This is a genomic window from Halarchaeum nitratireducens (assembly GCF_017874695.1).
Lineage (GTDB): Archaea > Halobacteriota > Halobacteria > Halobacteriales > Halobacteriaceae > Halarchaeum > Halarchaeum nitratireducens.
On the sequence record NZ_JAGIKY010000006.1, the window covers coordinates 123,449 to 141,259 of the forward strand.

Annotated in this window: 13 protein-coding genes; 9 read left to right on the top strand and 4 right to left on the bottom strand. The window is 63.7% G+C overall.

Annotated features, from left to right (window positions below; all coding sequences use genetic code 11):
- Nucleotides 1-390 precede the first annotated feature (390 nt).
- The gene (locus tag J2754_RS07785) at nucleotides 391-3,633 is read left to right on the top strand and encodes a phage/plasmid primase, P4 family (protein ID WP_211087109.1); all 3,243 of its coding nucleotides are present in this window, start codon (nucleotides 391-393) and stop codon (nucleotides 3,631-3,633) included.
- The gene (locus J2754_RS07790) at nucleotides 3,630-4,088 is read left to right on the top strand and encodes a hypothetical protein (RefSeq protein WP_211087110.1); all 459 of its coding nucleotides are present in this window, start codon (nucleotides 3,630-3,632) and stop codon (nucleotides 4,086-4,088) included. Before J2754_RS07785 ends, J2754_RS07790 begins: the two co-directional genes overlap by 4 nt.
- A 23-nt stretch (nucleotides 4,089-4,111) precedes the next feature.
- Here the strand turns inward: J2754_RS07790 and J2754_RS07795 are convergent, their stop codons facing one another.
- Nucleotides 4,112-4,516 (bottom strand): hypothetical protein, encoded by a 405-nt coding sequence (locus tag J2754_RS07795; RefSeq protein WP_211087111.1) that lies wholly within the window; start codon nucleotides 4,514-4,516, stop codon nucleotides 4,112-4,114.
- Nucleotides 4,517-4,776: 260 nt separating this feature from the next.
- Here J2754_RS07795 and J2754_RS07800 point away from each other — a divergent pair, with 260 nt between their 5' ends.
- Together J2754_RS07800 and J2754_RS07805 are read left to right on the top strand one after the other, a co-directional pair.
- On the top strand, nucleotides 4,777-7,521 hold the full coding sequence (locus J2754_RS07800) for an N-6 DNA methylase (RefSeq protein ID WP_211087112.1): 2,745 nt from the start codon (nucleotides 4,777-4,779) through the stop codon (nucleotides 7,519-7,521).
- Between the two features lie 9 nt (nucleotides 7,522-7,530).
- On the top strand, nucleotides 7,531-7,758 hold the full coding sequence (locus tag J2754_RS07805; RefSeq protein WP_211087113.1) for a DUF8139 family protein: 228 nt from the start codon (nucleotides 7,531-7,533) through the stop codon (nucleotides 7,756-7,758).
- 783 nt (nucleotides 7,759-8,541) lie between these two features.
- On the opposite strand, the gene J2754_RS07810 is transcribed toward J2754_RS07805, so the two are convergent.
- Nucleotides 8,542-9,573: a tyrosine-type recombinase/integrase gene (locus J2754_RS07810; RefSeq protein WP_211087114.1), complete on the bottom strand. Its 1,032-nt coding sequence runs from the start codon at nucleotides 9,571-9,573 to the stop codon at nucleotides 8,542-8,544.
- Between the two features lie 568 nt (nucleotides 9,574-10,141).
- Between J2754_RS07810 and J2754_RS07815 the strand changes: the two genes are divergently transcribed.
- Nucleotides 10,142-11,512, top strand: a complete 1,371-nt coding sequence (locus J2754_RS07815; protein ID WP_211087115.1) for an Eco57I restriction-modification methylase domain-containing protein — start codon at nucleotides 10,142-10,144, stop codon at nucleotides 11,510-11,512.
- Between the two features lies 1 nt (nucleotide 11,513).
- Here the strand turns inward: J2754_RS07815 and J2754_RS07820 are convergent, their stop codons facing one another.
- Entirely contained in the window at nucleotides 11,514-12,257 is a 744-nt protein-coding gene (locus tag J2754_RS07820) for a PaeR7I family type II restriction endonuclease (protein WP_211087116.1), read from the bottom strand.
- A 370-nt stretch (nucleotides 12,258-12,627) separates the two neighbouring features.
- Here J2754_RS07820 and J2754_RS07825 point away from each other — a divergent pair, with 370 nt between their 5' ends.
- Entirely contained in the window at nucleotides 12,628-13,374 is a 747-nt protein-coding gene (locus J2754_RS07825) for a profilin-fold protein (RefSeq protein WP_211087117.1), read from the top strand.
- Nucleotides 13,375-13,383: 9 nt separating this feature from the next.
- Here J2754_RS07825 and J2754_RS07830 read toward each other — a convergent pair whose 3' ends face one another.
- Nucleotides 13,384-13,596 (bottom strand): hypothetical protein, encoded by a 213-nt coding sequence (locus tag J2754_RS07830; RefSeq protein WP_211087118.1) that lies wholly within the window; start codon nucleotides 13,594-13,596, stop codon nucleotides 13,384-13,386.
- Nucleotides 13,597-13,711: 115 nt separating this feature from the next.
- Between J2754_RS07830 and J2754_RS07835 the strand changes: the two genes are divergently transcribed.
- From J2754_RS07835 to arcS, 3 genes are all read left to right on the top strand, one after another.
- On the top strand, nucleotides 13,712-14,293 hold the full coding sequence (locus J2754_RS07835; protein ID WP_211087119.1) for an NUDIX hydrolase: 582 nt from the start codon (nucleotides 13,712-13,714) through the stop codon (nucleotides 14,291-14,293).
- Nucleotides 14,294-14,406: 113 nt separating this feature from the next.
- Nucleotides 14,407-15,900 carry a tRNA guanosine(15) transglycosylase TgtA gene (gene tgtA, locus J2754_RS07840; protein WP_211087120.1) on the top strand — a complete coding sequence of 498 codons (1,494 nt, stop codon included), beginning with the start codon at nucleotides 14,407-14,409 and terminating at the stop codon, nucleotides 15,898-15,900.
- A 147-nt stretch (nucleotides 15,901-16,047) separates the two neighbouring features.
- The gene (arcS, locus tag J2754_RS07845) at nucleotides 16,048-17,808 is read left to right on the top strand and encodes an archaeosine synthase subunit alpha (protein WP_211087121.1); all 1,761 of its coding nucleotides are present in this window, start codon (nucleotides 16,048-16,050) and stop codon (nucleotides 17,806-17,808) included.
- Nucleotides 17,809-17,811: the final 3 nt, after the last annotated feature.

The following is a 17,811-nucleotide window of genomic DNA, read 5'->3' on the forward strand; positions in this document are numbered from 1 at the left end:
TCTACCATTAGAACATCTGTTGTGTCCATTCTTGGAGGTAAGACCCCTGAACTTACCCCGCTTTGGCGGGAGTGTAGCACCACCGACTTAGACTGCCGAGGGGGTTCGGAGCCACATCAACCACTCACGTCCACTGTATCCTAAGCAGCCAGTGCGTCCGGAGCAGCCAGTGCATCCAGTGCATCCGCTGTTAGCACTGTCCAGAATGAAAAAGTGGAGAAGTGGACTCTGACCAGTTAGTTATTAGAGATTGATATATAAATCCGTTTCGCAACCATCCGCGTCCAGTGCATCCAGTGCGTCCGGCCAGTCCAGTGCATCCTAAGCGTCCAGTGCGTCCGGGCCGTCTTCTGATTCGTATTTATGTCTGGGGTGTCAAGGATATGTCAGATGTGCTCTGACCGATCCATCCCCCGCGAAGTGATTGCCGCCCGCTTTGACGACGCAGGTCTGAGTACCGACCGCTACGTATCCGTGGTTGACGGCGAGAAGAAGTGCCTTGACCACGACACCCGCTACAACAGTCCTCCCGGCGGGAACTACGGCGTCTACTGCGATGCCGACGATCGCCTCGTTGTGCTCGACGTTGACGACTACGACGGTGACGGAATTAACCCCGGTCTCGCCGCCGTCGAAGCCCTCCCGGAAACACTCGCCGACCACTCGCCGCACGGTGGCACGCACTATTACTACCGTGTCGAGATGAGCGAGGGTCGGATGCCCGCGGCCGTCCTTGAGGATGAGTTCGGCGTCAAGAACCCGACCGCGAGTTGGGGCGAGATCCAAGTCGCAAACAAGTACGTACTCGCTGCCGGTAACGAGCTGGAATCGTGCCACAAGGACTGGCACGACTGCTCGGAGGACGGTGAGGGTCAGTACGAGATCGCCGAGGGTGCGGAGCTCGCTGTGATCGACGCCGAAACCCTCGTTGAAGTGCTGGCCGCTGACCCCGACATCGAGCGCGAAACCGAGGACGATCACGAGGTGGATACCGGCCGTGAGGACGGTTCGGCGACCGAGGACTGGGTTGACCAGCGTCTCGAGAAGGCGCGCGAGCACGACGAGACGCTCGACGCGCTAATGGATGGTGACTACAGTGAGTTTCGCGACCGCAACGGCGTCGACCGCTCCAAGGCTGAGGCGTCGCTCGCGTCGCGGTTGGCGTTCTGGCTCGAAGGTGATACGCACGCCGTCCGCGACGTCATCGAGTACGACGCTCGGACGAAGAAGTGGGACGAACGCGGAGAGAGCTACCGAGAGTCCGTGATGGAGGCCGCTGAACAGGTCACGACGTACTACGACCCTGAAACCGACATCAGCGTCGACCACGAGGCCGACGCGCATGAGGTCTACACGCTCAGCCACGAAGAGCGATGGGAGCTCGCTGAGACAGACATACAGCGCATCGTCAAGCACTACGAAGGCGGTGAGGATGTCGAGGTTGAGATCAGCGAACGACGCCTTCGTGAGCGCGTGGCTCGCGTTCTGAAGTACTATTGGACGTGGCTGTACCCAAGTGGTGGCGAGGAGCCTATTATGGGATGGGCCGACGAGGTTCTCTACTGGCGCAACCCCGAGACTGGCCGCTACGAGATGAACGGTGCATCGAAGGTTGAGGGCATGGTCGAAGATCTGCTTGGTGCGCACTCGACTGACGCGACAATCCGCGAGGTAACGAACAAGGTGGCACGGAAGTCGTACACGGGTCGTGAGGAAATCAAGGCCCGAGAACCGCCAGAGAGCCACCTTATGGTCGGGAACGGTGTAGTAAACCTCGAGACGGGCGAATTAGTCGAGGAACCGGATCCCGAGACGCTCTATCGTCATCGTGTGCCGGTGGACTACCAGCCGGGCGCAGAGTGCGAGTACATCGACGCGCGATTCCGTGAGTGGGTCGACGAGGATTACGTCACGACTCTCTATCGGATTGCGGCGCACACCATCTATCCCGGTTATCCGACCAAGCGTGTCGCTCTCCTCCCCGGTGAGGGTGACAACGGTAAGGGGATGTATATCGACGTGCTGAACGCCCTCGTCGGCGCGCAGAACGTGACGCACCGCGGACTCGGCGACTTGTCGGACTACCGGTTCGCGAAGAACGATCTCGAGGGTAAGCTCGCCAACCTCGAAGGTGACCTTTCCCCCGAGGAAATCGAGGACACTGGCCCGCTGAAGAAGCTCACCGGTGGCGACCCCGTGACTGCAGACGTCAAGCAGGAGGCCAGCATCAAGTTTAGGAACAAGGCAACGCTCGTGGCCGCTGTCAATACCGTCCCGGAACTCCCGGAGGACAACCACGCCATCTGGCGTCGCTGGCTCTACATCCCGTTCTCGAACAAGTTCACGGGCGACGAGAAAATCCCGGAACACAAGCTCCGCAGCAACCTCACCCGGGAAGACCAGCTCAAGGGACTGCTCGCTCGCGCCATCGATGAACTCTGTGAGTGGTGGCAGAACGACGACCGGGAGTTCTACCCGAACGCTGGCGAGCCCGAGGAAGTCCGCGAGCAGATGATGAACGCGGCCAACCCCGTCCGTGACTTCGCGACGACCGTGTTCCGCGAGGTCGAAAGTCCCGGAGAACCCGACGAAGACTGGGACGGGAAGAAGGCGGCGTTCGGTAAGGTGCTAAAGGAGAACGTCGTTGACGCGTACGAACAGTATGCGGAAGAAGAGAACGTGCCGCGGATGAACAGTCAGAAGTTGAAGGGTGAAATCCAGCAACTGGCCGCTTACGACATCGAAGGCAAACAGACGAAGGCGCTGAGCGACGACTCGAGCGTCGAACAGTGCTTCGCTGGAGTCGAGTGGACTGCCCGGGGCGCACAACTCGCGGGCATCGACCATCCCGACGCAGACGACGCGCAGGACGCGCTCGACGACACCCAAGTCGAGCAGCTCGCCGAGGGCGTGACGGTTGCCGACGTGCGCGAGTACGTCGAAAACCACCCTGAAACGGACGTGTACGAGGTGATGCGCGAGTTCCGACTCGGTGGCGACGCGTTCGACGTGGTTGAGCGCCTCGTCGCCGGCACGCTCGACGATGATTCCGAGGACGACGATGACGACCCGGATGCGGGGGCTGGGGTCACCGACGATGGAGACGACCCTGACGCTGATGTTGCTACCAACGACGCCGACGAAAGCAACACAAGTGACGATGGTGACGATACCGACGCAAGCAGCCCCGACCGCCGGTACACGGCGGAGCAGAAGGAGGAGGCCGTTGAGGCGATGGCCGAGGACACCAACGAGTCCGCCGAAGAGATCGCCGAGACGCTCTTGATCCGCAGCGAAGACGAGGACGAGGTGTCCGAGATCGTCGCCGAAGTCCGTGGCGACGGGAACGACGCCGAGGAGCCCGCGCCGCCTGCACCCCCGGAGCCTGACACACCACCCGTGACCGACGTGCCGACGCAGGGTGAGGACGAGGACGGCATCGAGTACGACACCGAGGAGATCGGCGACCCGGGCGACGTGGTGGCTGCCCACGGCGAGGTTGACGCTGGTGTCGAGGACGTCGACGTCATCGTCATACCCCGCGACGAGTTCGGAATCGCTGTCGAAGCCGCGTATGGTCGTGGTGTTGAGTTCCGAACGCCTGAGGGCGATGTCCTCGGTGGTAGCGAATGAGCGAGAGTTACGGTGAGTACGTCCGCGGTCGTCTCGCCGCTGGCGAGTTGGCGTGCTACAGTGGTGGCGGGATGACGGTCTGGATGTACGTGCGTAATGGGGCGTACTACCAGTACAGGGTTGATGACAGCCCCTACAACGGGATTGAGCGAGAAATCTCACCTGCGAAGGTTGAACGAGTCGTCCAACGTAACTATCCCGTTGAGACGGCTGCTGCGGACGATGCGCCGAACGCCGTCCGTGCGAGGGCAGAAGTCGGGGGAGACGCCGTGGTGGCGGAGTGGCTGCTGGACGCGAGGCTGCTCGCGGATCGGCTCCGTGTCGGTGACGCTGTTCGTGAGGAAGCGAGCGAGATGATGTCGTCGGGGCTACAGCTCGCCGACTGTGTCGGTGACGATACGGCGGAGAAGGTGCGGGAGCGCGTCCGCGAACTCGGAGACGCCCGGGGCGACTGACGTCCCGAGTCAACTACTCTAGCCTATCGTTTGGTGATGATCTTTTGGCTCAACTTGTGGTTCTGGAGCGCGTCGAGTAACTGTTCCGTGTTTGACTCGGAGAGTGCCTGAAACCCACGCCGAATGGGGAGCCGGACTGGATTCTCGGTTTGGTCTGGGTCGGAGACCTGATCGAGGGGAAGGCCGTAGACCGGGTCGTCCCAAGCTACGTACACCTGATACGGGAACTGTCCGTCCCACGCGTGTTCGACGATGTTCATGGTGCCATCCGTTGCCGCTTCGAACGGCCCCATCAGATAGTCAGACTCGCGATTGTGGAGAAAGAGCGTGTCGCCTTCGTTGATTTCCCCGACCATCTCGTGATTGCCGAACAACTGCCGTATAAGACACTCCTTCTCGGTGCCCGAGTCGCAGAGGAATTTCCACATTTAGCGATTACTCTGTCAGACGCGTTCTTAAATCGGTAGGCACTCGGCATCGACAAGAACTCACATTTAGCCCTTCTACAGAGTAGTTACTCCCAACGAACCTCATCGAGCCGTATTCGCCCTGATTTGAGGGAACTTTTTATGTATAGGGCGTATTTTCGCTATGAGGTGCGACGCGGACTACTTGAATTGTGTCCTGTGGGAGTGCGCACTCCCACAGATAGTTTTATGGATCTGGGATATGTCGTGTAGAACGGAAGATGAGTGAAGACGACAACTTGCACTTAGACCCGATCGTGGAGAAGGCGGAAGATCGGGGCTATCTGGAGGTCGACAAGGATAAAGAGCGGATCGAATACCACTGTGGTGACCCCCACGAGGAGGACTACGTCAAAGAGGAGAAGGTGCGCGCAGTCACCTATTCGTGGCTGATCATCGAGATGGAGTACGCGGCGGAGTGCATCGGCGTTGAATTCTCCGTCCCCGACCGCGTGCCGACGAAGTTCGCCGACATCGTCGTGTTCGACTCCGAGGACATGACCGAGCCGTACATCGCGGTGGAGAACAAGTCGCGCGATACCTCAGATGCGGACTACGATCAGGCCATCGAGCAAGGCTACGGTTACGCCAACTCGCTCGGTGCTGAGTATCTGCTGGTCGACAAGGGCGACCAGTCCGTCGTCTACAAAGTTAGTGGGTTCGGCGGTATGGAACGCGAGGAGAATCGGCTTGGGAGCAAGGACAAGCTTCCTGTCGGGTACGACCAAGAGCCGGAGTGGGAGCTGATCGCAGGTGAGGAGAACGACATCTCGCCTTCTCCTGTTGAAGAACTGGAGAAGAAGATTCGCCGAACCCACGCGGAGATTTGGAGCGGTGGGAAGCGAGATCCGCTGACCTCGTTCGACGAGTGGTCGAAGCTCCTCTTCGCGAAGGTGTACGATGAGGGACTGAAGGACGGCGAGCCGCGGATGTTCCAGCGGGGCGTCGGGATGTCTGACTCCCGCGTGGCGAACAACGTTCACGATCTCTTCGAGGATGCCAAGGAGGAGCACCCGACGGTGTTTGAGGATGGTGCCACAATCGAACTGCCGGCAGAGAAGGTGGCCGACATCGTCGACATTCTCCAAGAGGAGTCGATTACCAGCCACGACCTCGACGGGATCGGTCGTGCCTTCGAGGAGTTCTTCGGCCAGATCTTCCGCGGTCAGTTGGGGCAGTACTTCACCCGCCGCGAATTGACCCGGTACATGGTGTCGACCGTCGACCCGGATACGACGGACTTCGTCCTCGACCCTACCGTGGGAAGTGGTGGGTTCCTGATCGAGACCTATTACCAACTCCACAACGAGATCATGTCGGGTAGTGGGTCGGAGCGGCAAAAGGTCGAGCAGTCCGTCAACTTCGCGCAAAACCATCTGTACGGGGTTGAAATCCACGAGAAGCTCTCGCGGATCGCGAAGGTCAACATGATCCTACACAAGGTGTCGCCGAAGAACATCGAAGGCGACCGCTCGTGTCTGGACACCCAGTTCGACCGCGACCGCCTCAACGGAGAGAACTTCGACGTCGTCGTTGGAAATCCGCCCTTCGGTGACTCCGTCGAGGCTGGTGACCGCGACCGGCTCGGCTCGAACAAGTTGGAGCGGTTCGATCTGAAGAAGGGGTCGAAGATCAAGACGGAGATCGCCGTCATCGAACGAGGGATAGAGTTCCTGAAACCGGGTGGTACGCTCGCCTTCGTCGTACCCGACGGCCTGCTGAACAACTACTCCGAGCGTTCTAACTGTCCGCAACTCCGCCGTCACCTCATTCGGAATGGGAAGATCACCGGCGTCACTTCGCTCCCGGAGCACACGTTCACGAAGGCCGGTGCCCAGAACAAGACCTCGATCCTCTTCTTCGAGAAGTACACCGAAGAGGAAAAAGAGGAGTTCGACGAGACGTTCCGTCAAGTTCTCGACGAGAAAGAGATCGATGACTTCGACGACCTCACTGGTAGTGAGAAGTGGGACGTGATGGCGGACGTGGTCACGGAGAACGACTACCCGGTCTTCCTCGCCGAGGCTGAAGAGATCGGCTACGCACCCACGGGTGAGAGCGTCGAACGGAACGACCTGTACACGCCCGACGAGGACGGCTACCCCGACCTCAACACCGAAGACAACATCCTCGCTCAGTACCACAAGTTCTGCGACGACCCCGAGGGCTACGAGGGAGGGGACGATCCGGAGACGATGTCCATCATGGCGTCGGAAATGTTCAGTCGTCGTGACGACGGCCGGATCGACCCGAAGTACCACCTCTTCCAGCGGAAGGCGCAGGAAGACGCACCCGACGGGACGAAGAAGCTCCGACTCGGGGACGCGTTGGAGGAACGCGACGAGCGCGTCGACCCGACTAACCACCCCGATACCGAGTTCACTGTCCCGACCGTGACTCATGACGGCGATATGACCAAGCGCGAAGCCGGGAAGGGAAAGAATCCCGTTGCGTGGGAGGGTCAGTACTTCACCGGCTCCTCACGGTGGCACTACATGTACGAAGGCGACATCGTCTACTCGCAGATCGACCTCTGGAAGGGTGCAATCAGTACGGTCGGCGAGGACTTCGACGGAGCCATCTCCACGACCGAGTTCCCGATCTACAAGGTTGAGGACGAGGACAAACTAGATCCTCACTACCTAAAGCTCCTGCTCCGGAGCGAGTACTTCCAAAACGCCATTCGGGCCATCGTCACTGGTCACTCCAATCGTCGCCGGACGCAACAGGACGACTTCGAGGATCTCGAGATCTTCATCCCCGAGATCGGCGAACAACGACAAATCGCCGCCGAGTTCGCTCAGCGGCAAGAGCAGATCGAGAAGGCTGAAGAGGAGCTGGACGACCTTCGGAGCCAGCTTGACAAAGCGGTAACAGGTGAACTCCCTCTCGATGAGATCATCGAGGAGGAGACCGACGAGGAAACTCCGGTCGAGGCGGAGTTGGCCGAGATGGACGACGACTGAGGAAGGATCATGAACAGGTTCACCGAGGGCGACCGGGTTAGGATCGACATCCCGGACGAAACTGACCCCGATCATGATCGGCTCCATAATCGGCACGGAGAGGTAGTTGCTCTAATCCGTGATGATGCCGGTGCCGAAACGGGTGATCCTCGTGATTCGACTCTCTACAGAGTCGACCTCGGGAACGAAGAAGTCGATGTTCGATGGCGGGATCTTCGGCCGCCGGTAGAGCAGTAGCCGCGGACGGCTACTGGTAGTTTTTATCGAATTGTTTTCGGGCTTCTTCGGAAGTGACGCGTGAGCCTTCCGAACGATGGGTTGGTGTATCACGACCCCAGCCGCATTCCTCAGCAGGTGCTGCGCAGTTGAACCAGAACTTCTCTCCGTCCTCGTTGTCCTTACAGATGGTCACGACGTCAGATTGGCAGTTGGGGCAGTCACGATCTTCAAGCCGGATGTGTCGGTGATTCGATAGCATAGGTTAGTTGTTGTGGGCGAGGCTGGGGTAGTTGGCGAGACGACCCGACGTGGAGTCGAAGTTCACGAGTCGATCCCTGCCGTCTCGGCAATCGACCTCTTTGTCACTATTCGCTGTCTGCTCGTCGGTGGGTTGAATAACCGTCGAATTCTGGTCTGACATTGCTTGCTCACTTGGTGGGCAAGCGCGGGCGGGAGTTCTGGCTCCCGTCCACCTTCCTACTCCGGTGGTGTCCCGCACTCGTCGACATTCGAGCAGCCCCACCTTTGTAAAAACTTTTATAATTGACACTTTGTTGAGCTTAGCCTCTGGTGTTGTCGAGTGGTGACTGTGCATCGGGGCGAATAGTGCCAATCTCCTCGCGCACGTCGGTGCTCTTACCAACGTGGCTGTGAATGTGACGAGTATGGTGCGCCCCGGATCGGCGACCGCGCGCACCGACGTCGAAGAGTTCCGTTAGTGGTGTTTCTACTGGGACTGCGACAAAATGTGGATAGTCCCCGTTTCAGGGTTGCGCGAGGGCGTGATCCGTCCGCGGGCGGTCAGATGTCTGGTAGGTGGTTCCGTCTCTGCTCCATCTTCTCGCGGGGAGTCCGCGAGTCGTAGTGCTCCGAGAGCGTGTCTCGCCCCACGTTCATCCTGTCACTGACCACACGGGGTGGTGTGTCCTGTTGGAGGTGATGGGTGATTGCGCCCCTCCGCACAGCGTGAGGGGCGACGGAATCTGGACATTTCGCCGCACTCATCCGCGTCTGACCATCGACGGCCTCGCATCGGTCGGGGTCGCGGTCGTATGGGCAGCCCATCCCCGATTTGCACGGGCGCGCCATCTGGTACATCCACGCCCTCACGGAGTTATCGGATGCGCGGCCGAACTTGGTGGTCAAGAGTGGGTTGCGACCGTAGTCGTCCACCGAGTCGATCCGGTTCTCGTCGATGTAGTCGCGGAGAACCTGCGTTGTAGTGGTGTCGAGTGCGACTTCTCGCTCTCCGCGGACGTTGTTTTTCAGAGGTGTCTCGGTGTCTGGGCGGTGTTTGAGTTCGATGAATTGGTTCTGTAGATGGGTGTCGGAGAGATCGATGCTTCGGAGCGCGCCCATCCGCATCCCTGTGGCCCAGAGAACGCGAATTTCGACGTGTTTGCGGGATGCGTAATCGTACTTGCTTCGGTGTGCGAGGATCTTCTCGGCTTGTTCGGCTTTCAGAATGTCTGTCCCGCGCTTCTCATCATCCGATAGCGAAGGCGAATTGACGCTCTCTGGGAGTTCGTCGTGGACGCCGTTGATCGATGCGCAGAACCGCAAGAACACGCGCAAGGTGTCCATCTGGGACTTCAGCGTTGCCGGGGCCAATCCTTCTGCTTTCCGCGCGAGTTTGAAGGTCTGAATGTCGCGTCCAGTGAGATCGTTCAGGTTCTCGATGTTCTCGTCGCGGCACCATTCGAGGAAGCGTTCCAGTCTGTACCCGTGTGATTGGTGGGTGGCCTCGGATACCTCGCCGTGTCGGTCGTTGAGGTACATTTGCACGCCGGTTCTGGGGTTCAGGTCTTCGAGGTCGGAGTTGGGTTCCGTCATCTTTGCCGTCCGACTGCGCCGTCGTGGGCGGCACACGAGAGTTGGGTAGCCAACCTCCCTCGCGGGAGTTGGTGGCCCTACCGGTGGAAGCGCAGCGCCCCGGAGGGGCGCGAGAACCGCGAAACCGCGCTTGCGCAAAGCGCAGGTGCAATTCGCGCCGGCCCACTTCTCCCGCAACCGCTCGGTTTCGTAGTTAATTGCGAGATACATCCGGTTTCGGAACTTCTCAGCTGTATCTGCGACGTTGATTCGAATTCAAGTAACAACCACATTCCGCCTTCCAGTGGTTCGTGAATCCAACGCGTGCAGAAGCGTCATCGCTCCCCTCCGAGCGACCACCCTCCCCTCCTTTTGTAGCTGTCGCGTCTGGGACGGAATCCTTCAACGGGTACTTCCCGACCGGTCTCACGGACAGTACGGACTACACGACCAAGACGAGTTCGTAGAGCGATCGGAGAGTGGGGAAGCGAGTAGGGTATAGATGAGACCGAGCTGAAATCCTATCCCTCGTATCGCTCGAGTATTATATATGTTTAAGTATTATTGGCGGGTCAGTCTGGGTCAAGCGATGAAAGGTCACGTCCCGACCCCGCCGGAACTCGCGGACGAGATGGTCGCCGAACTGTTCGCCGAGCATCCGCCCGCCGATGGTGACCGAATCCTCTTCCCAGGCACGGGGAAGGGCCCGTTCGTTGCCGCGGTGGAGCGGTACTGCGAGGAGAATGACTACCCCTTCCCGGAGGGCGCGGCCGTCGACCTCGATCCAGGGTTGCTCGCCGAGGCCAGGGAGCAGAACGGAGACACGGCCGTCGAGTTCCGCGAGGAGGACTTCCTCGCAGCCGACTGCGACTACGGCCAGTTCGACTACGTGGTCGGGAATCCGCCCTACGTCCCCATCGAAGGTCTCAGCGAGGAGGAGAAGACGCGGTACAAGCACGAGTTCCGTACCGCCGAGCAGCGGTTCGACCTCTATATGCTGTTCTTCGAGCGCTCGCTCGACCTGCTCGCCGACGGTGGTCGGCTCGTGTTCATCACCCCCGAGAAGTTCGAGTACACCCACACGACCGAGGAACTGCGGCGGTTGATGACGCAGTACCACGTCGAGCGCATCGAACACGTCCCGGAGGACTCGTTCGCCGGGCACGTCACCTACCCGACGATCACGACCATCCACGACCGCGACGGCGAGGAGACGCGCGTCGTCCGCCGAGACGGAACCGTGGACACGGTGGAGTTGCCGCGGGACGGGTCGAGTTGGGCGAGTACGGTTCGCGCCGGCGACACCGACGCCTACGACTACGACACCGGCGTCACGCTCGGCGACGTGACGAAGCGGATCTCGTGCGGACTGGCGACCGGACGCGACTCCCTCTACGTGCAGTCCGAGGAGGAAGTGCCGGAGCAACTCGTCGAGGAGGGGTGGACGTACCAGACGACCTCGGGCAAGCAGCTCTCCGTGAACGACGGGCCGGACTCCGGGGACGTCGTCATCTGCCCGTACGACGGACACGGGAACCTCGTCGCCGAGGACGAGCTTGGGGCGTTCGGCGACTGGGCGGAGCTGCACCGTGAGGAGTTGGAGAGCCGGTCGTGCGTCGAGAAGGGGAAGGTGTGGTACTCGTGGCACGAAAATCCGCCGATGGCGGACATCTACGGGGTGGAGAAGATCCTCGCCAAGGACGTGTGCGACCCACCCGAGTTCTACGCCGAGCGCGACGGGAACGTCATCCCGCGTCACTCGGTCTACTACATCATCCCCGAGAACCCCGACGACCTCGATGCGCTCCTCGAGTACCTGAACAGCCCCAAGGCGCGTGCGTGGCTGGAGGCGAACGCGCAGAAGGCGCACAACGACTACTACCGGATGCAGTCGAAGCTCCTGAAGAAGCTGCCTGTCCCCGAGGAGATCGGCGAGACGAAGCAGACGACGCTCGTCTGAATCAGTCGTCGACGTCGAGCTTAGTCTGCTCGTTGTCGATCTGCGTCTCGACGTGGGCGACGAGATCGTCGAGGAACCGCTGGAACGTGAGGTCGGGGTTCGGTTCCTCGTAGCCGCCGTCGAGTCCTTCGCCCTCGCCCGATGTGAGGAAGGCCGTCGAATCCACGACGCCCTGCCGTACCAGCCGCTCGCAGAGTAGTCTGGCGCGGTCGATGTAGGACGCGTCCCGGTACTCGTCGTCGATGTCGAGGTTCGGCTCGCGCACCCTGACGGAGCTGCTGGAGTCCTCGTTGTCCGCCATAAGGATCAGGTAGCCTACCCACGGCGGTTTCGGCTGCTCGATGACGCCGTTCTCGTACGCCTCGTGAATGTCGATGTTGTTGCCGACGGCTTCCTCGACGCGGTTGTTGAGGTTGTTGCCGAACGAGCTGGCGATGGACTTGAGTTCGATCGCAGCGAGTACCTCATCCTCGTGGACGACGGCGATGTCCCACCGCTTCGTCGCGCGGAAGTACCCCGGTAGGGTGGCGTCGTGGTCGTGGAGGACGTCGTCTCGCGGGAGACCGGCCTCAACAAGTGCGTCCTCGATGAGGCCGGCGAACCCGTCCATCTGTGCGCCACCGAGTACCTGTGCCCGGCGACCACGTGCCGTGTTGTCCGAGTCGCGCTGATCGTCTGCTTGGTCAGAGAGGGTCTCCCAATACCATTCGACGGCGTCGGAGACCTCATTCCCAATATCTGCCATATTACCACCCACCAGTCAGGCTGCCTAAAACCATTGGTGGAAGCCGTTCCTCGTCGGGGACATCACCAACTCGTCGTGGAAGCGCGCCCGCCCGGCCTGTGGCCCGGCAGGCACGACCCGCGAAAGGGCCGTCACCGCGTCGCCGCGAGCGCAGCGAGCGGCGGAAGGCGGAGGTTCCCGGAACTTTGTTCCGGGGTTCTCCGACGCGATTCGAATTCGCGCCGGCCCACTACCCTCATGACCCTTTCCGGGTTTCTCTGACGCGTAGCCGCCGCTCTACGCGTGGTCGGAATAACGACGCTCGTACGATGTCGTCCGGTCCCTCTGAGAGAGCGGGGGACGTATCCCCCTCCGCCCCCTCCCGTCGCCTATGACGGACACTGCGCCTACGACGGACACTGAGCGCGTCACGGTTCCGGTCCCGACGGCCGACGCCACCGTGGCGGAGCGCGATCGCGTCGTCGCGCGCGTCCGTGAGCACGCCGGTCGTCTCGCGCGCGAACTCGCCCGTCTTCAAGGAGGTGATTACGGTCGCCGGACCTTCCGCGTCGACGGCGGCGAGTGGACCCTGAAGTACGAGGCGGGGGATCTCGACTTCCTGCGCTTCGAGGGCCGCTCCGGCCTCGACGTCTACGTCGTCTCGCAGAAGACCGACCCGGACGCCGCCGACCTCGCGACGGCGATGGACCACTACGAGGCGTTCGCCGAGGCGTTCGACGCGCACGTCGACTCGCTGCGCGGCGTCCTCGACGGCGTCCCCGAGACGTTCCCCGACGTCGCCACGACGGGCGAAGTGGCGGCCGAGCGCGATCGGATCGTCTCGCGGATGCACGACGCCGCCGACCGGATGGCGGCCGAACTCCACCGCGTCGAACCGACAGAGTACGGGACGTTCGGCACCACGGTCGCGGGGACGCGCTGGGAACTCAAACGCGAAGCCGATCGGGCCAGTTACGTCCGTGCGGGCGGCGAGGGCGGCGTCTACCTCGTCTCGCAGTACGCACCGCCGTCGCCGGGTGACGTCCGCACGTACGCGCCCGAGTTCCGCGGCTTCGTCGAGGCGTTCAACGAGGAGCTGGCGGAGCTCGGCGACGCCCTGGACGGCGTCGAACTCTGACGTTCGCGCTCAGTCGATGTAGCCGAGGCGTTCGAGGCGCTCGACGACGTCGGAATCGAGATCGGCGTCTTCGAGCGCGTCGCGGCCGGCGGCGTCGCGCTCTTCGAGGATGGTGAGGAGTTGGAGCGACGTCCGGAGTTTGTAGTGGACGTCCGGGTCGTCGGTCTCTTCGAGGAGCGATTCGAGTATCGTCCGAATCGTCTCGGTCGGGTCGTCGGTCATACCACCGTAGCATGGCGTAATCGTGATAAACCATTCCGATCGTCTCGGGCGATGAGAACCCGGTCGGCCGCGCGGAACCGAAACGGCGAGGGGGCGCGGGGTCGATCCGTCCACCATGCCCGACGACGCCAGCGGCGAGGACGATACCGACGCACGCGACGACCTCGCGTGGGAGACGACGGACAGCGACGTCGCGTACACCTGCCCCGGGTTCGACATCGTCCGCGACGAGGTCGTCCTCCCGGACGGTACCGAGAGCGACTACGACTACCTCGACGACGACCCGGCGGTCGTCGTCCTCCCGTTCACGCCCGAGGATGACGTGGTCGTCATTGAGGAGTGGCGACAGGCGGTCAAACGCGTCAATCGCGGGCTCCCGGCGGGGAGCGTCGAGGCCGACGACGTCGACCTCGCGGCCGCGGCGCGCCGCGAGCTCGAAGAGGAGACGGGGTACGAGGCCGACGCCCTCCACGCGCTGACGACGGTCGAGCCCGCGAACGGCATCTCGAACGCCGTCCACCACGTCTTCGTCGCGGAGGGGTGCACGCCGACGGGCGAACGGGACCTCGACTTCAACGAGAGCATCCGCGTCGACGAGACGACGCCCGCGGCGCTGCGCGACGCCGTCCGCGAGGGGACGTGTCGGGACGGCCGCACCGCACTCGCCCTGCTCTACTACGAGGCCTTCGAGGCGTAGCCCGGCGACCCGCGACGGGGACGTGACGCGCCGTCGCCCGCGCCGACGCGTCCGGACGCGTAACGCCGCCACCGAACGCAACCCTTAGTGACGCCCTCCGCCCATCACCACCAATGAGAGACGTCTTCGAGATCCGCGCGCAGGACGCCGGCGGCCGCGTCGGCGACCTGCACGTCCCGCGGGCCGACGTGACCGTCGAGACGCCCGCGCTCCTCCCCGTCGTCAACCCGAACGTGATCACGGTCGACCCCGCGCGCTTCGACGAGTTCGGCGCGGAGATCCTCATCACGAACTCCTACATCATCAAGCGCGACGACGACCTCGCGGCGCGCGCCCGCGAGGAGGGCCTCCACGACCTGCTGGGCTTCGACGGCGCGATCATGACGGACTCGGGGTCGTTCCAGCTCTCCGAGTACGGCGAGATCGACACCGACACCGAGGAGATCCTCGCGTTCCAGCACGAGATCGGGAGCGACATCGGGACGCCCGTGGACATCCCGACGCCCCCGGACGTCGACCGGGCGCGCGCGGAGGAGGAACTGCGCACGACACAAGAGCGTCTCGAACTCGCGGAGACGGTGGACGTCGGCGACATGCTGGTGAACGCGCCCGTGCAGGGCTCGACGTACCCCGATCTCCGCGAGGAGGCCGGGGCGCACGCCTACGCGACGGACCTCGACGTCTTCCCGGTCGGCGCGGCGGTGCCGATGATGAACGACTATCGCTACGACGACGTGGCGCGCGCCGTCGCGGGCGCGAAACGCGGGCTGGGGGCGGACGCGCCCGTCCACCTCTTCGGTGCGGGCCACCCGATGATGTTCGCGCTCGCCGTCGCCCTCGGGTGTGACCTCTTCGACTCCGCGGCGTACGCCCTCTACGCCCGCGACGATCGCTACCTCACCGTCCACGGCACCGAACAGCTCGCGGACCTGCATCACTTCCCGTGCTCGTGTCCGATCTGCACCGAGCACGCGCCCGAGGACGTCCGGCGGATGCCCGACGCGGCCCGCGAGGAGCTGCTCGCCGAGCACAACCTCCACGTCTCGTTCACCGAGCTCCGCCGGGTGAAGCAAGCGGTCCGCGACGGCGACCTGCTCGAACTCGTGGAGGCCCGCGCGCACGCCCACCCGCGCACCCTCGACGGCTATCGGGCGCTCCTCGATCACGCCGGCCAGTACGAGGCGAGCGACCCCGCGAGCAAGGACGCCTTCTTCTACGCCTCCGCGGAGTCGGCGCGCCGCCCCGAGGTACTGCGCCACCGCGAGCGCCTCGCGCGCCTCTCCCCCGAGGGCCGCGTCCTCCTCACCGAGGGGCCGCGTCACGACGGCTACGACGACTGCTGGCGCGTGACGCCGCCGTTCGGGCCGTACCCCTCCGCGCTCTCCGAGGTCTACCCGCTCACGGCCGAGACGCCGGCGAACATGGACCGCGAGGGGTACGAGGCGGCCGCGAAGGGCGTCGCCCGCCTCGCCGGCGAGCACCCGGACGCCGAGTTCACGCTCGCCCACGAGTCGTGGCCGGCGGACGCCCTCGACTACGTCCCGCCGCGCGTCGAAACGCTCGACCTCGGCGAGGACCGACTGACCGGCCCCGAGGACGAGGCGTAGCGGCCGACCGGACGCGAGCGGGACGAGTCGGCGCGGTCGAACGACCGGCGGAGCCGCGGCGGACTCCGTCGTCGGCGCGGCGCGTCCGGACGTGACGCCGGCGTGCGTAAGGTAAGACCCTTTGTTTCTCGTCCCCGACTCCCGCCAATGACCGATTACTTCGAGGTTCATCGCCGGGACGCGGCCGCCCGAATCGGCGAGCTGCGCCTCGCCGACCCCGTGACGACGCCGTGTCTCGCGGACGACGTCGTGACGGACGCCGGGAGCCTCTGGAACGCCGAGCGCGAGGTGCCCGAGGGCGACGAGTCCCGAGTGACGATCCTCCCGCATCGGGGGTTCCCCCGCGGGACCGCCGAGGAGGTGCAGACGTCCTTCGCGGTCGAGCACCCCGACGTCGACTACCCGAGCGGTGCCGTCGTCTCGCCCGAGACGGCGGCCGATCACGGCGCGGACGTCTACGTCGTCTCGGGCGCACCGGGGTTCGTCGGGCACGCGAGTTCGTTCCGCGACGCCGTGCTCGACGTCCGCGAGGCGACCCCCGACGACACCGCCCTCTACCTCTCCGGGGCGGCGACGCCGTCGAACGTCGCCACGCTCGTCTACGCGGGCGTCGACCTCGTCGACGGCGACCGGGCGGTCGTCCGCGGGACGCAGGGGCGCTATCTCACCACGGAGGGCGAGTACGACCTCGCAGACCTCGACGAGCTGCCGTGCGCCTGCCCGGCGTGCCGACAGCCGCTCGCCGAGTTCGACCGCGAGGACTGCGCCGCGCACAACGTGAACGCCCTCCAAGCCGAACTCGCGCGCGTCCGCGGGCGCATCCGGCGGGGTCGTCTCCGGGACTACATCGAGGGCCAAGCCCGTCACGAGGCGTGGACGACCGCGGCGTTCCGCGAGCTCGACCAGCAGTGGCGTTACGTCGAGGAGCGCACGCCGATCGAGCGCGACAGCCTCCTCCTCGCGGCGAGCGAGGACGCCCTGCGGCGCGTCGAGATCCAGCGCTTCGCCGAGCGCGTCACCGAACGGTACACGCCCCGCCTCGACGACCACCCCCTCCTCCTCGTGCCCTGCTCGGCGCGCAAACCCTACTCGGACTCGCAGAGCCACCGGCAGTTCCAGGACGCCGCGAGCTATCGGGGGCACGTCGTCTCGATGACCTCACCGATCGGCGTCGTCCCCACCGAACTCGAACTCACGTATCCCGCCCAACACTACGACTCGGTGGTAACGGGTCGGTGGACGGAGAACGAACTCGAGTTCGTGACGTCGGTCCTCGAACGCTACCTCGACCGGACGGACTACCCGCGGATCGTCGCGCACGTCCCGACCGACGGATACCGGGAGATCGTCGAGCGCGCGACCGCGGGGCGCGACGTCCCCGTCGAGTACACGGTCGTCGATCACCCGACGACGGACGAGTCGCTCGGCGAACTGAACGCCGCCCTCCAAGGGGAGGACCAGATCTGGGTGCAAGAGCGCGAGGCCGCCACCCTCCGCGCGGTCGCGGACTACCAGTTCGGCGACGGCGCGGGCGACGTCCTCTTTCCCGAGGACGACTTCACCCTCCAAGGACGCTACCCCAAACTGCAGGCGCTCGACGGCGACGGCGAGCAGCTGGCGGCGCTCGTCCCGCAGTACGGGACGCTCTCGCTCTCCCTCGCGGGCGCGCGGGCGTGGGACGCGAGCGACGTGCCGACGAAACGAGTCGAGATCGACTCGTTCGTCCCCCGCGGGAACGTCCTCGCGCCGGGCGTGCTCGACGCTGACGCGTCGATCCGGCCGGGCGACGAGGTCGTCGTCGAGGGCCCCGCGGCGTTCGCCGTGGGGCGCGCGACCGTCCACGGGTCGGCGATGGCGGACGCGACGCGCGGCGTCGTCGTCGACGTCCGCCACAGCGAGGAGCGGTGACGC

What these genes read in the sequence shown, in the direction of transcription:
- J2754_RS07785 (WP_211087109.1), top strand. Translation starts at nt 391, where the DNA reads ATGTGCTCTGACCGATCCATCCCCCGCGAAGTGATTGCCGCCCGCTTT.
- J2754_RS07790 (WP_211087110.1), top strand. Translation starts at nt 3,630, where the DNA reads ATGAGCGAGAGTTACGGTGAGTACGTCCGCGGTCGTCTCGCCGCTGGC.
- J2754_RS07795 (WP_211087111.1), bottom strand. Translation starts at nt 4,516, where the DNA reads ATGTGGAAATTCCTCTGCGACTCGGGCACCGAGAAGGAGTGTCTTATA.
- J2754_RS07800 (WP_211087112.1), top strand. Translation starts at nt 4,777, where the DNA reads ATGAGTGAAGACGACAACTTGCACTTAGACCCGATCGTGGAGAAGGCG.
- J2754_RS07805 (WP_211087113.1), top strand. Translation starts at nt 7,531, where the DNA reads ATGAACAGGTTCACCGAGGGCGACCGGGTTAGGATCGACATCCCGGAC.
- J2754_RS07810 (WP_211087114.1), bottom strand. Translation starts at nt 9,573, where the DNA reads ATGACGGAACCCAACTCCGACCTCGAAGACCTGAACCCCAGAACCGGC.
- J2754_RS07815 (WP_211087115.1), top strand. Translation starts at nt 10,142, where the DNA reads ATGAAAGGTCACGTCCCGACCCCGCCGGAACTCGCGGACGAGATGGTC.
- J2754_RS07820 (WP_211087116.1), bottom strand. Translation starts at nt 12,257, where the DNA reads ATGGCAGATATTGGGAATGAGGTCTCCGACGCCGTCGAATGGTATTGG.
- J2754_RS07825 (WP_211087117.1), top strand. Translation starts at nt 12,628, where the DNA reads ATGACGGACACTGCGCCTACGACGGACACTGAGCGCGTCACGGTTCCG.
- J2754_RS07830 (WP_211087118.1), bottom strand. Translation starts at nt 13,596, where the DNA reads ATGACCGACGACCCGACCGAGACGATTCGGACGATACTCGAATCGCTC.
- J2754_RS07835 (WP_211087119.1), top strand. Translation starts at nt 13,712, where the DNA reads ATGCCCGACGACGCCAGCGGCGAGGACGATACCGACGCACGCGACGAC.
- tgtA (WP_211087120.1), top strand. Translation starts at nt 14,407, where the DNA reads ATGAGAGACGTCTTCGAGATCCGCGCGCAGGACGCCGGCGGCCGCGTC.
- arcS (WP_211087121.1), top strand. Translation starts at nt 16,048, where the DNA reads ATGACCGATTACTTCGAGGTTCATCGCCGGGACGCGGCCGCCCGAATC.